The sequence below is a fragment of the Methyloligella halotolerans genome (assembly GCF_001708935.1).
Lineage (GTDB): Bacteria > Pseudomonadota > Alphaproteobacteria > Rhizobiales > Methyloligellaceae > Methyloligella > Methyloligella halotolerans.
Window position 1 is genome coordinate 534,918 of sequence record NZ_MASI01000001.1, and the last position, 13,938, is coordinate 548,855.

At 62.7% G+C, this 13,938-nt stretch carries 18 protein-coding genes and 1 pseudogene; 9 read left to right on the plus strand and 10 right to left on the minus strand.

Annotated features, from left to right (window positions below):
• Positions 1–18: 18 nt before the first annotated feature.
• Positions 19–624: a Cap15 family cyclic dinucleotide receptor domain-containing protein gene (locus tag A7A08_RS17520; protein ID WP_169822900.1), complete on the minus strand. Its 606-nt coding sequence runs from the start codon at positions 622–624 to the stop codon at positions 19–21.
• A 12-nt stretch (positions 625–636) separates the two neighbouring features.
• Here A7A08_RS17520 and A7A08_RS15825 point away from each other — a divergent pair, with 12 nt between their 5' ends.
• The 4 genes from A7A08_RS15825 (at position 637) to A7A08_RS02665 (ending at position 4,167) form a co-directional block, all read left to right on the plus strand.
• A complete protein-coding gene (locus A7A08_RS15825) occupies positions 637–1,074 on the plus strand; it encodes a hypothetical protein (protein WP_141693808.1) in 438 nt (145 codons plus the stop codon).
• A gap of 557 nt (positions 1,075–1,631) precedes the next feature.
• Positions 1,632–1,985, plus strand: a complete 354-nt coding sequence (locus A7A08_RS02655; RefSeq protein WP_141693809.1) for a hypothetical protein — start codon at positions 1,632–1,634, stop codon at positions 1,983–1,985.
• Between the two features lie 274 nt (positions 1,986–2,259).
• Positions 2,260–2,739, plus strand: coding sequence for a hypothetical protein (locus A7A08_RS02660; protein WP_069093965.1), 480 nt, complete (start codon positions 2,260–2,262; stop codon positions 2,737–2,739).
• A 252-nt stretch (positions 2,740–2,991) separates the two neighbouring features.
• A complete protein-coding gene (locus A7A08_RS02665) occupies positions 2,992–4,167 on the plus strand; it encodes an acyl-CoA desaturase (protein ID WP_069093966.1) in 1,176 nt (391 codons plus the stop codon).
• Positions 4,168–4,227: 60 nt separating this feature from the next.
• Here the strand turns inward: A7A08_RS02665 and A7A08_RS02670 are convergent, their stop codons facing one another.
• The 3 genes from A7A08_RS02670 to A7A08_RS02680 form a co-directional block, all read right to left on the minus strand.
• Positions 4,228–4,638, minus strand: coding sequence for a hypothetical protein (locus tag A7A08_RS02670; RefSeq protein ID WP_069093967.1), 411 nt, complete (start codon positions 4,636–4,638; stop codon positions 4,228–4,230).
• 239 nt (positions 4,639–4,877) lie between these two features.
• Complete coding sequence (locus A7A08_RS02675) at positions 4,878–5,720, minus strand: sulfotransferase family protein (RefSeq protein WP_069093968.1); 843 nt, start codon at positions 5,718–5,720, stop codon at positions 4,878–4,880.
• A 204-nt stretch (positions 5,721–5,924) separates the two neighbouring features.
• Positions 5,925–6,191 (minus strand): hypothetical protein, encoded by a 267-nt coding sequence (locus tag A7A08_RS02680; RefSeq protein WP_069093969.1) that lies wholly within the window; start codon positions 6,189–6,191, stop codon positions 5,925–5,927.
• A gap of 254 nt (positions 6,192–6,445) precedes the next feature.
• On the opposite strand from A7A08_RS02680, the gene A7A08_RS02685 reads away from it, so the two are divergent.
• Positions 6,446–7,045: a cysteine hydrolase family protein gene (locus A7A08_RS02685; RefSeq protein ID WP_069093970.1), complete on the plus strand. Its 600-nt coding sequence runs from the start codon at positions 6,446–6,448 to the stop codon at positions 7,043–7,045.
• Between the two features lie 13 nt (positions 7,046–7,058).
• On the opposite strand, the gene A7A08_RS02690 is transcribed toward A7A08_RS02685, so the two are convergent.
• Positions 7,059–7,607 carry a hypothetical protein gene (locus tag A7A08_RS02690; protein WP_141693810.1) on the minus strand — a complete coding sequence of 183 codons (549 nt, stop codon included), beginning with the start codon at positions 7,605–7,607 and terminating at the stop codon, positions 7,059–7,061.
• 156 nt (positions 7,608–7,763) lie between these two features.
• Between A7A08_RS02690 and A7A08_RS02695 the strand changes: the two genes are divergently transcribed.
• Entirely contained in the window at positions 7,764–7,964 is a 201-nt protein-coding gene (locus A7A08_RS02695) for a hypothetical protein (RefSeq protein ID WP_069093972.1), read from the plus strand.
• Positions 7,965–8,057: 93 nt separating this feature from the next.
• Here A7A08_RS02695 and A7A08_RS02700 read toward each other — a convergent pair whose 3' ends face one another.
• Complete coding sequence (locus A7A08_RS02700) at positions 8,058–8,240, minus strand: hypothetical protein (protein WP_069093973.1); 183 nt, start codon at positions 8,238–8,240, stop codon at positions 8,058–8,060.
• Positions 8,241–8,435: 195 nt separating this feature from the next.
• Between A7A08_RS02700 and A7A08_RS02705 the strand changes: the two genes are divergently transcribed.
• Positions 8,436–9,350 (plus strand): leucine-rich repeat domain-containing protein, encoded by a 915-nt coding sequence (locus A7A08_RS02705; protein WP_169822901.1) that lies wholly within the window; start codon positions 8,436–8,438, stop codon positions 9,348–9,350.
• Positions 9,351–9,449: 99 nt separating this feature from the next.
• On the opposite strand, the gene A7A08_RS02710 is transcribed toward A7A08_RS02705, so the two are convergent.
• From A7A08_RS02710 to A7A08_RS02720, 3 genes are all read right to left on the minus strand, one after another.
• Positions 9,450–9,839: a Gmad2 immunoglobulin-like domain-containing protein gene (locus A7A08_RS02710; RefSeq protein ID WP_169822902.1), complete on the minus strand. Its 390-nt coding sequence runs from the start codon at positions 9,837–9,839 to the stop codon at positions 9,450–9,452.
• A 229-nt stretch (positions 9,840–10,068) separates the two neighbouring features.
• A complete protein-coding gene (locus A7A08_RS02715) occupies positions 10,069–10,566 on the minus strand; it encodes a putative molybdenum carrier protein (protein WP_069093976.1) in 498 nt (165 codons plus the stop codon).
• A gap of 16 nt (positions 10,567–10,582) precedes the next feature.
• A complete protein-coding gene (locus tag A7A08_RS02720) occupies positions 10,583–10,846 on the minus strand; it encodes a hypothetical protein (RefSeq protein WP_069093977.1) in 264 nt (87 codons plus the stop codon).
• A gap of 172 nt (positions 10,847–11,018) precedes the next feature.
• On the opposite strand from A7A08_RS02720, the gene A7A08_RS02725 reads away from it, so the two are divergent.
• The gene (locus A7A08_RS02725; RefSeq protein ID WP_245290784.1) at positions 11,019–11,780 is read left to right on the plus strand and encodes a potassium channel family protein; all 762 of its coding nucleotides are present in this window, start codon (positions 11,019–11,021) and stop codon (positions 11,778–11,780) included.
• A 21-nt stretch (positions 11,781–11,801) separates the two neighbouring features.
• Here the strand turns inward: A7A08_RS02725 and A7A08_RS02730 are convergent, their stop codons facing one another.
• Positions 11,802–12,431 (minus strand): glutathione S-transferase family protein, encoded by a 630-nt coding sequence (locus A7A08_RS02730; RefSeq protein WP_069093979.1) that lies wholly within the window; start codon positions 12,429–12,431, stop codon positions 11,802–11,804.
• Between the two features lie 115 nt (positions 12,432–12,546).
• Between A7A08_RS02730 and trmFO the strand changes: the two are divergent.
• Positions 12,547–13,931: pseudogene (gene trmFO / locus A7A08_RS02735) on the plus strand (methylenetetrahydrofolate--tRNA-(uracil(54)-C(5))-methyltransferase (FADH(2)-oxidizing) TrmFO).
• The last annotated feature ends 7 nt before the right edge of the window (positions 13,932–13,938 follow it).

A 13,938-nucleotide genomic window follows, 5' to 3' on the forward strand; every position in this document is an offset into this window, starting at 1 on the left:
GGTTTAAATAAAGTATTTTTATTGCCATATACACCACCAAGGATTTGGTTCTTGGCGCTTTAGTCGAAGCGTCCCATTGTTACTATTTTCGGCGAAGTAACTCCCCTGTAACTTTGGGGAGGCTCCAGCCTCTACGAGCATAATCGCAAGACCCCGATATCGACTTCCGGCGTTAAGGACGCCCTCTTTCCGTTCGTTCGAATACACGTAATAGAGGTGGTCTTGATTCAATCCCGCGTCGCGTCGCGCTTGAACAGCCAACGTCCGAGATGTGGATTCTTTACTATCTAGGATGAGTTCAATTTTTAGGAGAGTGTGCCGAATTCGAAGTGTTACCTGCGTTCGACCTTTTCCCCGCTGCCCATCGTAGTAGAGAGTGCCGTTCCACCGTCCTCCCAAGTAGGGAAAAATTGCTCGTTGAACGAAAGGCAGCCATCTCCAAGCGGCAAATGCGATCGCTGTGATAATTAGCGCTGCGGAGGACGCGACTCGTACGATCAAAAGTGTGTCTGCCAGCAGGCCTTTGCTCCCGACCATGCCGGCATAAGTTGCAAGCACAACCCAAAGTCCTGCCAATATCAGAAGAACTGTTACAATGATTTTGACCGGTAAAAGATTGAGCATGGGGGTGACTTGGTGCCCACTGTAGATCAGTTCTTTCTAGATTTGCATAAATCGCAAGTCATTGAGGAGTCTTTGATAGCTTGTTTCTACAGGGGTAAGGAACCACCTTCATATTGCCATGCGATGCCGCGCTCGCCAGTTCCAGATGCCGGCCACCCGCTGGATTCAAATTTCACCTGCTATCTTCTGAAGGCAATGGCCGCCAATGCGGCACTGCATGACGGCGCTCTTATGTTTGGCCGTTCTTCTAAAGCTGAAGACTACATCCTAACTGGCTGGTCCTACAGATTATTCCCTCCAGCAACGGGGGCAGAGGGCCTCACCAACCGGGGTTCGGCGTTCAACAGCTGTTTGGCGATGTCCCAGGTTGGCCGCGTTGATCGATTGTTACTGTTGTCCCGAGACGGCGTGACTGAATTCAAGCGTGGTGATATTAAAAAATTAGCTTAGCGGAGCCATTCATCCCGCCTCACCCCAACCTTATCCCCCACCCCAAAAACCTGCCGTATCCTCCCCTCACCTCGTCCTATTAAGGGGCGTTGTCGCGAAGGCGTTCGTGATGCGGGACGGGGTGCGGCGCCTGCGGGCGTGCCTTGACGCGAGGCGCGCGCTCTCATGACAAGAACTGACTTGGGCGGCGGCGGGGTTCCCCCCGGGGCCATTACGAGCCCCTGCCAGACGCACAGGTTTACGTGCTGGCGTGTAGAGACCGGACACCGTCCGGGATCGAAGCTGGGCCTGCCGCCGATAAGACGTTCGCTGTGGCGCGCCGCGAGGCGCCCGCCGCGGCTCTTCGGATACGCGGATGCCAAAAGGTTTGCGCTTCCCGGCGCGCCATTCCCCTTAAACCTCGCGGGTCCGGCCCGGCGAGAGGGTTTGCGCGTGCCTGCTTGATCGCGCGCGGCTGAGAGCGATCGCTGGATCCCGGCTTTCGCCGGGATGACGCAGCATTCTGCTCGGACTGCTTGCCTTACCCCTACCCCCCACTTCCTCATGAAAGGAGAAACGTGACGCGAAAGCCCCGGCGAGAGACGCCATCGAAACGGGTGTCCGACCGCGCCCGGGACACGGACCGGGACTTGGAGCGGGACTTGGACCGGGCCTTGCGCTTCGGCGCGGACCGGCTGTGCCTCTGGTGTCTGTGCGGCTCGCTTCGCTGCCGGCGTGCGCGCGCCTGCCGAGGCGACGTGCAGGCTTGCTCCGGGCGCATCGTGACGTGGCTGAAGGCCATTGAGGCGGAGCGGCGGGCGCGGCCCGGCTTCTCGGAAATCGAGGATCTGGTGAAAACGCCCGCAGACCTTCGTGCCTACCGCCTCTGGCGCCGGGCTTTGGGGGATAAGGGTTATGCCACTGGAGACTGAAGGCTTGCAGATCCGTAAGGGCGTCATTCCGGCGCAAGCCGGAATCCAGCGACAAGCTCCGAACCCTGAGTTGGATACCGGCTTTCGCCGGTATGACCGAGAGGTTCGGAGCCGATCCGAATGCCTCGTCATGGCCGGGTGCGACGGAACGACCACACTTCATGCGCGAATTTTCGCTTGCGCGGACCCTGGGAAATGATCGAAATGCGGGGGTCCGCCCCGGGTTCTCCGGACGCGGTTCCAAGCTTCTCCAACCGCCATTTGGTGAACCGGCATGACGCGATTCCTTTCGGCGGGGCTGACCGCCGTTCCGTTGGCGCTGAGCGTGACGGCGCTGTCCGTCTTCGCGCTCGTCGCTTCGACGCTCTCGTTCCCGCCCGCGGCATCGGCGCAGGTCGCCGCGCCCGTGCCCGTGAACTCGAAGGTCGGCGACGTCAAGCAGTTCGACCGTATCCGCGTCACCCTCGACTCCTTCGCGATCGACGGGCCGAAGGCCGATGTGGTGCTGCGCATGGAAAATCTGTCGGACGAGGAAAAGAGCATCGCCTTCCTGCTCTTCGTCGAGGCGCAGGCGGAAAGCGGGGAATACGGCGACTACGACTATCACCGGACGCATTGCGATGGGCCCATTCCGCCCCATGGCCAGTTCACCTGCAGCCTGGCGCTGATCTTCCCGGCCCCGCCGGAGACGATCACGCTGCGGGTGGGCGAAGGCATGGCGGCCGAGGTGATCAGCTTCAGCCTGGCCCCGTAAGGGCGGGGCGAGACCTTTCGGCGCCGGGGCCGGCGGCTCGTTCTGCCGCAAAGGCTGCGCCTGACATCTCGCTTCTCGCGGCATGGCCGCCCTTGTTGCTCCGCCCTGCCCGCCTATCTATGCTGTGCCGGCGGTTCGCCGCCCCGTTCTCGAGTCCGACCATTCTCGAGCCTTTCAGCATGCATGTTTATCGGGCCTGCGCCGGTCTACCGGTTCTTACCAGCGGCGCGCCGATGTGACAGACTTGGCCCCATGGAAACCGAACACGAATCTCCTCACGACGACGTCGTCTATCCGTCCGCCATTCCCTTTGTCCTGCTCCATCTCGCCTGCTTTGCGGCGATCTGGACCGGTGTGACGTGGGAAGCGGTAGTCCTATGCATTTCGCTCTACTGGCTGCGGATCTTCGCGATCGGCGCCGGGTATCACCGCTATTTCTCGCACCGCGCCTATTCGACCAGCCGCGTCTTCCAGTTCGTGCTCGCCTTCCTGGCCCAGAGCACCGCGCAGAAGAGCGTGCTGTGGTGGGCGTCGAAGCATCGGCATCACCATCTTCATTCGGACACCGAGCACGACGTGCATTCGCCGCGCCATACGGGCTTCTTCTACAGCCATGTGGGCTGGATCTTCGCGGCCAAGCATGACGAGCCGGAGCTGGAGCTGGTCGGCGACCTGACCCGCTATCCGGAGCTCGTATGGCTGCACAAGCTGGAGCTGGTTCCGGCCATGGTGCTGGCGGCTTTGTGCTTCGCCATCGCCGGCTGGTCGGGGCTCATCGTCGGCTTCGTCTGGAGCACCGTGCTGGTCTATCACGCGACGTTCTGCATCAACTCGCTCGCCCATGTCTCGGGCAGCACCCGCTACGTGACGGGGGACGATTCCCGCAACAACTGGATCCTGGCGATCTTCACCATGGGCGAAGGGTGGCACAACAACCACCACGCCTATCAGAGCAGCGCACGCCAGGGGTTCCGCGCCTGGGAGATCGATCCGACCTATTACATCCTGAAAGGGCTGGAGCGCGTCCGGCTGATCTGGGACGTGAAGACGCCGCCGGCCCATGTGCTGCGCAACGAGCAGCGGCTCGGCTCGAAGGTGGTGCGGAAGGCGGCGGAGCAGCTCGCCGGGCAGTTCAACGCCGAGCGCATCGCCCTTGCGGTCGCCTCGACGCTGCGCAGCTCGGAGGTTTCGCTCCTGCAAGCCCATCACCGCACGGCGGATATCCTGGCGACCATGCACCTACCCCATGTGCCGACCCGCGACGAGCTGGTCGAAACGGCGCGGCAGCTCTTCGCCAAGACGCCGTCCCTGGACGAGATCATCGACAAGGCCCACGAGTTGTTGCTCGCGGCCGTGCATGCGCGGCTCACCACGGAGCTCCGCATCGATGGCGGCGCCACGGCAGGCGGCAGCGCTTCGCAGTCTTAGGTGAACGGTTGATGCTCGGGGAAAGTCCCCCGGGCATCAAGCATCATATGGCGTCGTGCGCTAAACCCGTTCGGCGGCCCACACGCCATTGCATTTGCCGGACGGGCCGACGCCGTGCCACTTGCCTTGTGCGTGCTCGCGGCCGAAGCGGCCCGTTCCCCAGGCGGTGCGCGGGCCGGCTATGCCCTTGATGTTCACATGTCCGGCGGGGCCGACATGGCCGCCGAGCGCGATCTTGTGGAAGACGAACCGGCCGCCGGTTGCTGAGATCTCGCCGCCGGTCACCGCGACGTCGATCTTGATCTTCCCGCAATGGCCATTGGTGGTCTGAAGCAGCATGTCCCAGCTGCCGTCGAAGCGGCTGGCATGGGCCGATGGCACGGCCAGCAGCGCGCCCATCCCGGCAGCGAGGGCGAAAGCGGAGAGACGGGTCGCGATCTTACGATTTGCAGCGGCAGTCCGGGAAATCATGGCAGTCCCCATGGTGAGCTGAGTGAAGTCGGCGAGACAGGTGCAAAGCGCGCACGCTCAAGCAATGCGTGCGCGAGGCATTTTAGCCTGCAACTCAACACGCTGCGCCGGTTTTGTTACCAAAGGAATACGAAAAAGCACCCGGACCGCGAAGTCCGAGCGTCTTGCTCCCTCGGCTTGCGGCAGGTTTCCGTCCGTGATTGCAGCCGTGAGAGCCGTTCGGCCGCCCGAAAGCGCGGTTATGATTCCGACGAGATGCGCTCTCCTTGCGCATCAGAACGGCTACGGCGGCCAATCAGCCCCCTCAACAAAGAAAGCGGTTTCAGACGTTGCGGAGGCTGCGCATGGGTCGTCAGGTTCTGCTGCTGCGGCAGTGTTTCGAGGACAGCGTCAAGCTCTTCGTCGAGCTGCTTAAGTTTGCGGGAGACATCTGCGCTGAGGCTGATTTCCTTGCGGATCTTGTCGCCCTTGGCTTCGTGTCCTGCAGGCAAGGATTCGAGATATTGGCTTGTCGCCTCTACGCCGAGGGTGCCAAGGAGGTTACGCATGACACCGCTGGGGTCTCTGGCCAACCTTTCTTGCGAGACAACGGAGAACCGTCCATCGGGGAACCGATCCCGGAAGCGCTCAATCTTCTCGCCATAACGCATCCACAACGATGCGAACCTCGCGAAATATTCCTCCGGCGTGCAGTTGAGGTGAAAATGGCGCCGTTCTTCATCCTGGTTGATGGGATGATGCGGAAGATTCCGATGGGCAACGCGGCGGTGCATTTTCCACCACGAGAAGAGCACCGAGCGGCTGCTGCGGACACAGAAGACGAAGAGCGCATCGGGGTTGGAGGTGTAGATCCGGTCCATCTGCTCGAGGGAATTGGCGTAGGCCGCATATTTGTGGCCATTGATCTTGCCCCGCTTGTAGTCGGATGAGGGATCGAGGTCGCCCAATCGAAAATAGGGCGATTCATAACGGCCATTCAGCTTTGCGAGGTGGCAGTCTGGATGGGCCTCGAACAGTCTGGCGAGTGCCGTCGTCGCGCATTTCGGAAACCCGACTATGCAATAATCGGTCGGTACATACATTGCCGACCTCCCCCTGAAGTCGTGACCAAGTTCCTTCGAGCTTAGCCAGATCGATCCGATTTGCAATTTGCGGGTAGCGGGCCCGTCGCTGCCCGAGATGGTTGCATGCGCTGAAAGCAGTGGGGATCACAACAAAAAGCGCCCGGACCGCGAGGTCCGAGCGCGTCTCTTGCAGGCGTCGTCAGCGTCCTAGCAGGGTATCGCCTAGAAGGTGATCCAGACCCCGCTGCCGTCGTAATAGCCACGGCCTTCGCCCGGGTCGCGCCAGCGGTAGCGATCGGCCTCAGCCTCGTCCCAGGCCCAATCGTCGCCGTAGATATGGACGCGGGCCGCGTCGGGATAGGTATGCTGCTTCTTGACGCGCCAGCAATCGCCGGCTCCGTTGCAGACCACGGCGGCCTGCGCGCTGCTGGTGGCGATGATGGCGAGGCCCAACAAGCCGAGCGCGCCGAATATGACTGCCTTCAACATTTCAGATCTCCTCCTCTTCGCTCCTCGGATTTCAGAACGCCGCGTCGGGAGATTTGGTTGCGAAGGAAAATTCCGACAACCTGTGTCGATTTTTACTGAGTTGTCAGCACTGTGCGAGGCGTGCGTCCTGGGTTACAGGCAAAAACGGCTTCCGCGCGTTCCGGCCCTACGCGGTCGAACTCCGCGGTGCTCAGTCTGCTATGGTGACGCCAACGACAAGCGTGCTGAAAGCGAATCCGTAGGGAGGATAAACGATGGCCGGACCGACTTTGCGCAACCTTTTGGCGCTGCCCGACAGCCCTGCTCCGATCTCGGAAAGCGTGCTGGTGCTGATCGATTGCCAGCAGACCTATCGCGAAGGGGTGATGCAGCTGGACGGCGTGGAGCCGGCGCTTGCGGAAGCCGCAGCCCTTCTGAAGCGGTTTCGCGCCGCCGGGCGCCCGGTCATCCACATCATGCACGATGCGGGGCCGGACACGCCCTACGACGTGAACGCGCCGATCGGCCAGATCGCGGATTCCGTCGCGCCGATCGACGGCGAGACCGTGATCGTGAAGAACCTGCCCAGCTCCTTCGAGGGCACCAATCTCGACGAAGAGCTGAAGCGGCTTCAGGCGGAGAACGTCGTCTATGCCGGCTTCATGACCCATATGTGCGTGAACTCGACCGCGCGGGCGTCCTTCAATCGGGGCTATGCCACGACGGTGGTCGCCGGGGCGACGGCCACGCGGGACCTGCCGGAGGGCTGGGCCGGCAAGACGGTGCCGGCGGGAGAGGTGCAGGATGCGAGCCTGTCGGCGCTGGCCGATTTGTTCGCCGTGGTGGTGCCGGATACGAACGCCTTGAAGGATTGAGCGCAGGCGAGCGCTAGGCGTCCCCGATCAGCTCGGGCGGGACGGCCCTGGGATCGAAGCTCTTCGCCTTGCCGTATTTCAACTGGCGCCAGATGATCGGCCCGCCCACGAGCAGGATGACGACCACCATGATGGTGCCGTTGACGCTCGGGCCTCCGGCCCCGAACGAGGCGAAGAAGAAGCCGAGCATGACGATGGCCAAGAGACCGACGACGGTCCAGACGATCCAGAGGCCGGTGCTGCCGGCGATGAACTCGGCTTCCGGGTTCGCGTCCGCAACCCTTCCGGCGAGCTCCCGGATGAACGGCGCGTAGGTGGCGAGGCGGTCTTCGAACCTGCCGAGGCTGACATAGCTGTGGGAGCGGATCTTCACGCCGCTGCCTGACCGCCGCTGCACCGCGCATTGATAGATGCGGCCGTCGAAGGAGGCGTAATCGATGAGCTGCAGGCTCGCTATGTCGGCATAGGGCATTCGGCCCTGCCGGCCCTTGTCGTCGCGCCAGCCGAGCGCGTCCGGCTCAAGCAACCAGATCCGCTCGCGGTCGACGATCGCGTTGCGCACGCGATGTTGCAGCTCCCCCATCGGCTGAGTTTGGCCAAGCCTGCACTTCAGGTCTACCGAATTGTGGGAAGCGGCCGCTCATTCGCTTGAGCAAGCTGCGTCGAAACGGCTATCTTCCGCGCTGATATTCAATTTCTTTGCTTGAAAGATCGTCCCATGACCGAGCCCCTCTCCCTGGAAGAAGTCGAACGCCGCATTCAGATCGTGGAGGACAATCTTCGCGAGCTGCAGGAGCAGGCCGCCGCCTATTCTGGCGCCGCGGACGAGGAGCGGAACGCAGAGCGCATCGCCGATCAGCAGGAAAAGCTGGATGCGCTGCGGGCACAGCGCGCCGAGCTGATGGGCAACGCGGACTAACGCAACATGGCTGTGGCTGCGGGCAAGCCACGACCGGTCACGCCGAACTCGCGGCGGACCGCGACACGCTTCACATGGTGAGAAAGAAGAAGGCTACTCGGCCGGAATCGTGACGGTGGCCGGGCCTTTGCAATCGGAAAAGCTCGGGGAATCCCCAACTTCCAGGCATGAGGCGGCACCGTCGGTCGGCCCGAGCGACATGGGCAGAGGCTGACGCTCTTCAGTGACGCAGCCCGCCAGGGCCAACGGCAACAGTAGGATCAAAAAGCGCAGCACGTGGTCTCTCCTGGTTCCGCAATCTTGCGGGTGATTCGAAGCCTTCAACCGATAGATATTACGCCATAAGCTCTTTACAAGACGTTGGCGCCGGGCCCAGTGCGGAACGCACCAGGCGCAACCTATCGGGGAGCAACGCAGATGCGGCGGTTTCGATCCATTTCTGCGCGAATTTTCATGGTTCTGGGAGCGTGGATGGCGGCATCTGCCCCATTACCCGTTCATGCCGCCGATGCTGACGGAACGATCGTCAACACCGTGCCCGAGCCGGCGGACGCCGCGATCCGCGAGCGGGAACGCAAGGCGCTCCTCATCTTCTATGACCGTCTGGCCGGGCCTGACTGGATCCAACGGGATTTCTGGGCCAGCGACGAGCCGGTGGGCCGCTGGCACGGGATCGAAACGGATTCAGATGGTTACGTCGTTCGCCTCACGATCTACGACAACAATCTGGAAGGCAAGCTGCCGGCCGCGATCTGCGGGCTGGAGCGGCTGCATACGCTGCACCTCTCCTTCAACAAAATCTCCGGCCGCCTACCCGAGGGGCTTGAGAAATGCCGGGCACTGAAGAATCTCTGGCTCAAGGGAAACAGGATCACTGGCCCCTTGCCCGACGGCGTCGCGACGCTGCCGGAACTGGAATATCTCGACATCCATGCCAACCGGATGTCCGGCAAGCTCCCGGAGCATTGGGCGACCCCGAAGATGGAGATCTTCCGGGGTGAGGATAACGAATTCACCGGGAAGCTTCCGGACCAGCTGTTTCAGCAGCAGGCGCTGAAAGAGATCTTCCTGCACAGCAACAAATTCAGCGGAAAGCTGCCGGAAACGCTCTCCGATGCGAAAAGCCTGACATCCCTGCTGCTGGCCGATAACAGGCTGACCGGCCCGATCCCGAAAGACGTGGGAGGGCTCGCAAACCTGACCGATCTCCGGCTTAACCGGAACCGTCTGACGGGCACGATCCCCGAAGGCCTCGCCGCGATCGCGCCGCTCCAGGTCCTGCGGCTGGACGACAACGACCTCTCTCCGCCGGTCCCCGAGGGGCTGGCGGAGCGGCTGACGGTCTTCGATGTGTCGGGAAATCCGAAGATCGAGGCGGCGCGCTGATCACCCGGCACGCCGGCTAAGCCGCATCCAGCACATTCGTCGAGAATAGAGCCGGATCCGGCCCGGCCGGAATGACGGATTGATCGATCGAAGCCGGTCTTACTCGGCTTCCGGCGTTTGAAGCACCAGCGGGATCACGGTACGGCCCGGAGGGTTGCCCTCGCCGTCAGAGGCGTCCTCGCCCATCACTTCGAGATGGCCGATCTGACGCTCCTTGACCTCATAGGCGACATTGAAGTCGAAGGTCGCGGACCCGTCGACACCGCCGCCCGCGGTGTTGCCGCTGGCGAGCTCGGAACCGTCCTTGCCGACCAGCTTCCACTGGACGTTGCTCTCATAGGTGCGGGAGCAGCCGTTCACGGCGAAACCCGTGTGGACGCGGTCGCCGGCGCGGGGCGACATCACGATCACGAAATCGGCGTTGTCGAGGGCGCCGTCCTCGTTCTCGCAGTTCTTTGGATCCGGATCGGAATCATAAAAGCCGCTCATGGCCGATGCCGGCTGGGGCTGGGCCGTCAATGCGGCCAGGCCAAGCGCCATCGCCGCGGCAATACAAAAACCAAAATGCTTCATCGCCTCCTCCATCTCAGGGCTCGCCGGCTCCTCCCCCGGACCGGCGGCGTCAAACTACGCGGGCGCGCGGACGCTGACAACGATTCGCTGGGGTTTGGCCGATGCTTATTGCGCGGCGCTCATGCACCGGGGGAAGCGGCGGGGTCTAAAGCGCTTCCAATAGTCCCGGCAGCACGTTCTTCGCCTTCTCATAGATGCCGGGCGCCTCGCTCTCGCGGGGACCGCCGATGCCAAGCTGGAAATCCTGATCGACCGTATGGGCAGTGAGGAGCTCGGTCAGCCAGATCTCGGCCCGCTCCACGTCGTCCTCGTCCTCGACATTCATCACCATGAGCGGCTTGCCGTATTTCTCCGCAAAATCTTCGGCGCGCTTGGACCCCTTCGAGGACTCGGTCCCCGCCCCATCTGTGATGATCAGCACCGCGTCGCTGTCGCGCACGTTCCATTCGGTGCGCTGGGCCGGATCGTCGGAGGGCGTCTCGCGAAGCTTGGGATAGGCGGACAGCAGGCCCGGCGGTTCGGTCATATCCTCCGCCCAACCACCATGGGGGCACCAGCCGCCATAGTCGATGTCGTCCTCAAGGGCGACGTCGAGCGCCGCGCGGTCCACGCCTGTCTGTCCACCGGTGATGATCAGCGCCATGTCGAGTTGCTCCCTGCTATTCTTGGCGAAGCCACCTTAGCGCGCCTTCCGCCATACCCTTGAATTTCGGATCGCCGTCGAGACGGCCCACGAAGAGACTATTAGGCCGCGCCTGGCGCTTCACGGAATGATAGAGCCGCGATTGAGAGGCAGCGGTCCGAACCAGATAAAGGCCCGGCCGCAATTTCATCGCATCGGCGCCGCCGAGGGTTCCATCGTTCTCCGCCGCCGGGTCAAACGCAACGATGTAGAGCGCAGTCGGTTCTTCTTCGCGATCCATTCTGAAGCAAACGGCCTGCTTGGCGGGGCGTTCCACGCCGTGTTCGTGATGAGCGGACCACCGCAGTCTTGCGGCCAACCCTTCCCGGGCTCAGGTCTTGGGGCGCTTGGGTTGGCAAGTGCGGAGAGATGAGCTAGAGGCTGGCGACCGGCGGGCCGAAGGATAGGCAATTTTGCGCGAACGCTTGAGACAGCTCTATTTCGGCCAGAGCCAGGCCGCACACCGATTCCGGTTCGGGCTGCTGATCTTCGATGCGATCACGGTGGTCTTCATCATCGCGACCTCGTTCGTGCAGCGAAGCGCGATGATCGAGTATATCGACATCACGGTCGGCCTGATCGTGCTGGCCGATTTCGTCGCGCGCCTCTACGCCCATGAGCGCCCCTGGAGAGAGTTCACCCACATCTCCACCTGGGCGGATATCGTGGCGATCTTCTCCTTCCTGGCACCCCTCGCGGGCGAAGGCCTCGCCTTCCTGCGAATCCTGCGAACGCTGCGGCTGCTGCACACCTATCAGATGATCTCGCGGCTGCGGCGTGAGAGCGTCTTCTTCCGCCGCAACGAGGAAGCCGTAGTGGCGGTGGTGAACCTCTCGGTCTTCCTCTTCATCATGACGTCGGTGGTCTATGAGACCCAGCACTGGCGGAATCCGGAGATCGCCAACTATGTCGACGCCCTCTATTTCACCGTTACGGCGCTGACCACGACGGGTTTCGGCGACATTACTCTCGAAGGGTCGATCGGACGGCTGGTCGCCGTCGTGATCATGATCTTCGGGGTGACGCTGTTCCTTCGGCTGCTGCAGACGCTACTGCGGCCTCACAAGGTCCGGTTCCCCTGCCCGTCCTGCGGACTTCAGCGCCATGAGGCCGACGCGATCCACTGCAAGGCCTGCGGCGAACAGCTCACAATTCCGGACGAGGGGCGTTACTAGGCGACGGCCAGTCGCCCTGAGTCACGCCTCTTCCGGCTTCGGGGCGAGTTCCTGATCGAGAGCGAGGGCCCGTTGCAAGGCGGGCCGGGCCTCGAGGCGCTTCACGTAGGCTTCCAGCTCATCGACCTGGGGCAGCAGGCCGAAGATCATGCCCCAGCGGATGTTGGAGCCAAGGACGATATCGGCGGCGGAGAATTTCTCGCCGAGGAGAAAATCGCCGCGACTGACGGCTTGACGGAGCACGTCGAGGACGAGGTCGAAGCTGCCGTAGCCCAGCATGCCGCTGAATGGCGTCTCCTGGCGCGGATAGGCTTTGTCCATCATGGCGGGCTCCAGGCAGCCGGCGCTGAAGAAGAGCCATTTCAGGTAAGGTCCGCGCGCCGGATCGCCGATCGGCACGTTCAATCCGGCCTGAGGATATTCGTCGGCCAGATAGGTGCAGATGGCGGCTCCCTCGGTCACGATCGTGTCGCCGTGGCGCAAGGCCGGCACCTTCCCCATGGGGTTGATCTTGCGATACTCGGCTTGGCGCTGAATGCCGCTCCCAAGGTTCATGATCTCGAGGTCATAGGGCTCGCCAATCTCCTCCAGCATCCAGCGCACGATAGACGAGCGGGAGGGAGACGCGTGGTAGAGGGTCAACGATGCCATGAGAGGCCTCCTTCGATTGCCGGAGGCGTCTTAGCCTGTAATCGGGGCTCCCGCGTGGCGGACCAACCCCGCCCTTCGGCTTGCAGGCTGCTGCCGTTCTCGATAGCAGGAGAGCATGAAACCAATTCACGTCATCGGCGGCGGGCTCGCCGGCTCCGAAGCCGCATGGCAGGCGGCGGAGGCAGGCGTACCCGTCGTGCTGCACGAGATGCGGCCTGTGCGGGGGACGCACGCCCATCAAACGGGCTCGTTCGCGGAACTCGTCTGTTCGAACTCGTTCCGTTCGGACGATGCGGAGACCAATGCGGTCGGGCTGCTCCACGAAGAGATGCGCCGGGCGGGATCCCTGATCATGGCGGCGGCGGATTCCCACAAGCTTCCGGCAGGCGGTGCACTCGCCGTCGACCGCGAACGCTTCGCCGCGGCAGTCACGGAACGGCTCGAAAGCCATCCCAACGTCGAAATCGTCCGCGAGGAGATCGACGGCATGCCGCAGGCCGACTGGGACAGCGTCATCGTTGCGACCGGGCCGCTGACGGCGGAGAAGCTGGCCCAAGCAATCGGCGCATTGACCGGCGAAGCCGAGCTCGCCTTCTTTGACGCCATCGCCCCTATCGTACATCGCGAAAGCTCGATATGGGGGTGTGCTGGATGCAGTCGCGCTACGACAAGCCGGGCCCCGGCGGTTCGGGCGCCGACTACATCAACTGCCCCATGGACAAGGAGCAATACGAGCGCTTCATCGATGGGCTGATCGAAGGCGAGAAGACCCAGTTCAAGGAGTGGGAAGCCAACACGCCCTATTTCGAAGGCTGCCTGCCCATTGAGGTGATGGCCGAGCGCGGTCGCGAGACCTTGCGGCATGGCCCGATGAAGCCGATCGGGCTTACCAATGCCCATAAGCCGGAGGAGAAGCCCTGGGCGGTGGTCCAGCTCCGCCAAGACAACGCGCTGGGCACGCTGTGGAACATGGTCGGCTTCCAGACCAAACTGAAATACGGCGCCCAAACAGAGATCTTCCGGCTCATCCCTGGGCTTGAACAGGCGGAGTTCGCGCGGCTCGGCGGGCTGCACCGGAACACGTTCCTCAACAGTCCCAAGCTGTTGGATGGACAGCTCAGGTTGAAGGCCGATACGCGCTTGCGTTTCGCCGGCCAGATCACGGGCGTGGAAGGGTATGTGGAATCGGCGGCCATCGGACTGATCGCCGGCCGGTTCGCCTCTGCCGAACGGCTCGGCGGCTCGGGCACCCCGCCCCCGCAGACCACGGCGCTCGGTGCCCTGGTGGCCCATATCACTGGCGGACATCTGACGGCTGACGACAACCGCTTCCAGCCCATGAACATCAATTTCGGACTGTTGCCGCCCTACACCGAGCCGATCGAGAAAGTGAAGGGCAAGAAGGCGAAGACCCAGGCGAGGCGGCGCGCGACGACCGCCCGCGCCTTACGCGATCTCGAGCAGTGGCTGGAAGGCGTCCCCGCGGTCGCCGCGGAATAATCAAGGC

Bases quoted from the DNA above. Each gene is read 5' to 3' on its own strand.
- A7A08_RS17520 (WP_169822900.1), bottom strand. From the start codon at position 624: ATGCTCAATCTTTTACCGGTCAAAATCATTGTAACAGTTCTTCTGATA.
- A7A08_RS02705 (WP_169822901.1), top strand. From the start codon at position 8,436: ATGGCGGCATCTGCCCCATTACCCGTTCATGCCGCCGATGCTGACGGA.
- A7A08_RS02670 (WP_069093967.1), bottom strand. From the start codon at position 4,638: ATGATTTCCCGGACTGCCGCTGCAAATCGTAAGATCGCGACCCGTCTC.
- A7A08_RS02720 (WP_069093977.1), bottom strand. From the start codon at position 10,846: ATGGATCGCGAAGAAGAACCGACTGCGCTCTACATCGTTGCGTTTGAC.
- A7A08_RS02730 (WP_069093979.1), bottom strand. From the start codon at position 12,431: ATGGCATCGTTGACCCTCTACCACGCGTCTCCCTCCCGCTCGTCTATC.
- A7A08_RS02685 (WP_069093970.1), top strand. From the start codon at position 6,446: ATGGCCGGACCGACTTTGCGCAACCTTTTGGCGCTGCCCGACAGCCCT.
- A7A08_RS02680 (WP_069093969.1), bottom strand. From the start codon at position 6,191: ATGTTGAAGGCAGTCATATTCGGCGCGCTCGGCTTGTTGGGCCTCGCC.
- A7A08_RS02715 (WP_069093976.1), bottom strand. From the start codon at position 10,566: ATGGCGCTGATCATCACCGGTGGACAGACAGGCGTGGACCGCGCGGCG.
- A7A08_RS02675 (WP_069093968.1), bottom strand. From the start codon at position 5,720: ATGTATGTACCGACCGATTATTGCATAGTCGGGTTTCCGAAATGCGCG.
- A7A08_RS02695 (WP_069093972.1), top strand. From the start codon at position 7,764: ATGACCGAGCCCCTCTCCCTGGAAGAAGTCGAACGCCGCATTCAGATC.
- A7A08_RS02710 (WP_169822902.1), bottom strand. From the start codon at position 9,839: ATGAGCGGCTTTTATGATTCCGATCCGGATCCAAAGAACTGCGAGAAC.
- A7A08_RS02660 (WP_069093965.1), top strand. From the start codon at position 2,260: ATGACGCGATTCCTTTCGGCGGGGCTGACCGCCGTTCCGTTGGCGCTG.
- A7A08_RS02665 (WP_069093966.1), top strand. From the start codon at position 2,992: ATGGAAACCGAACACGAATCTCCTCACGACGACGTCGTCTATCCGTCC.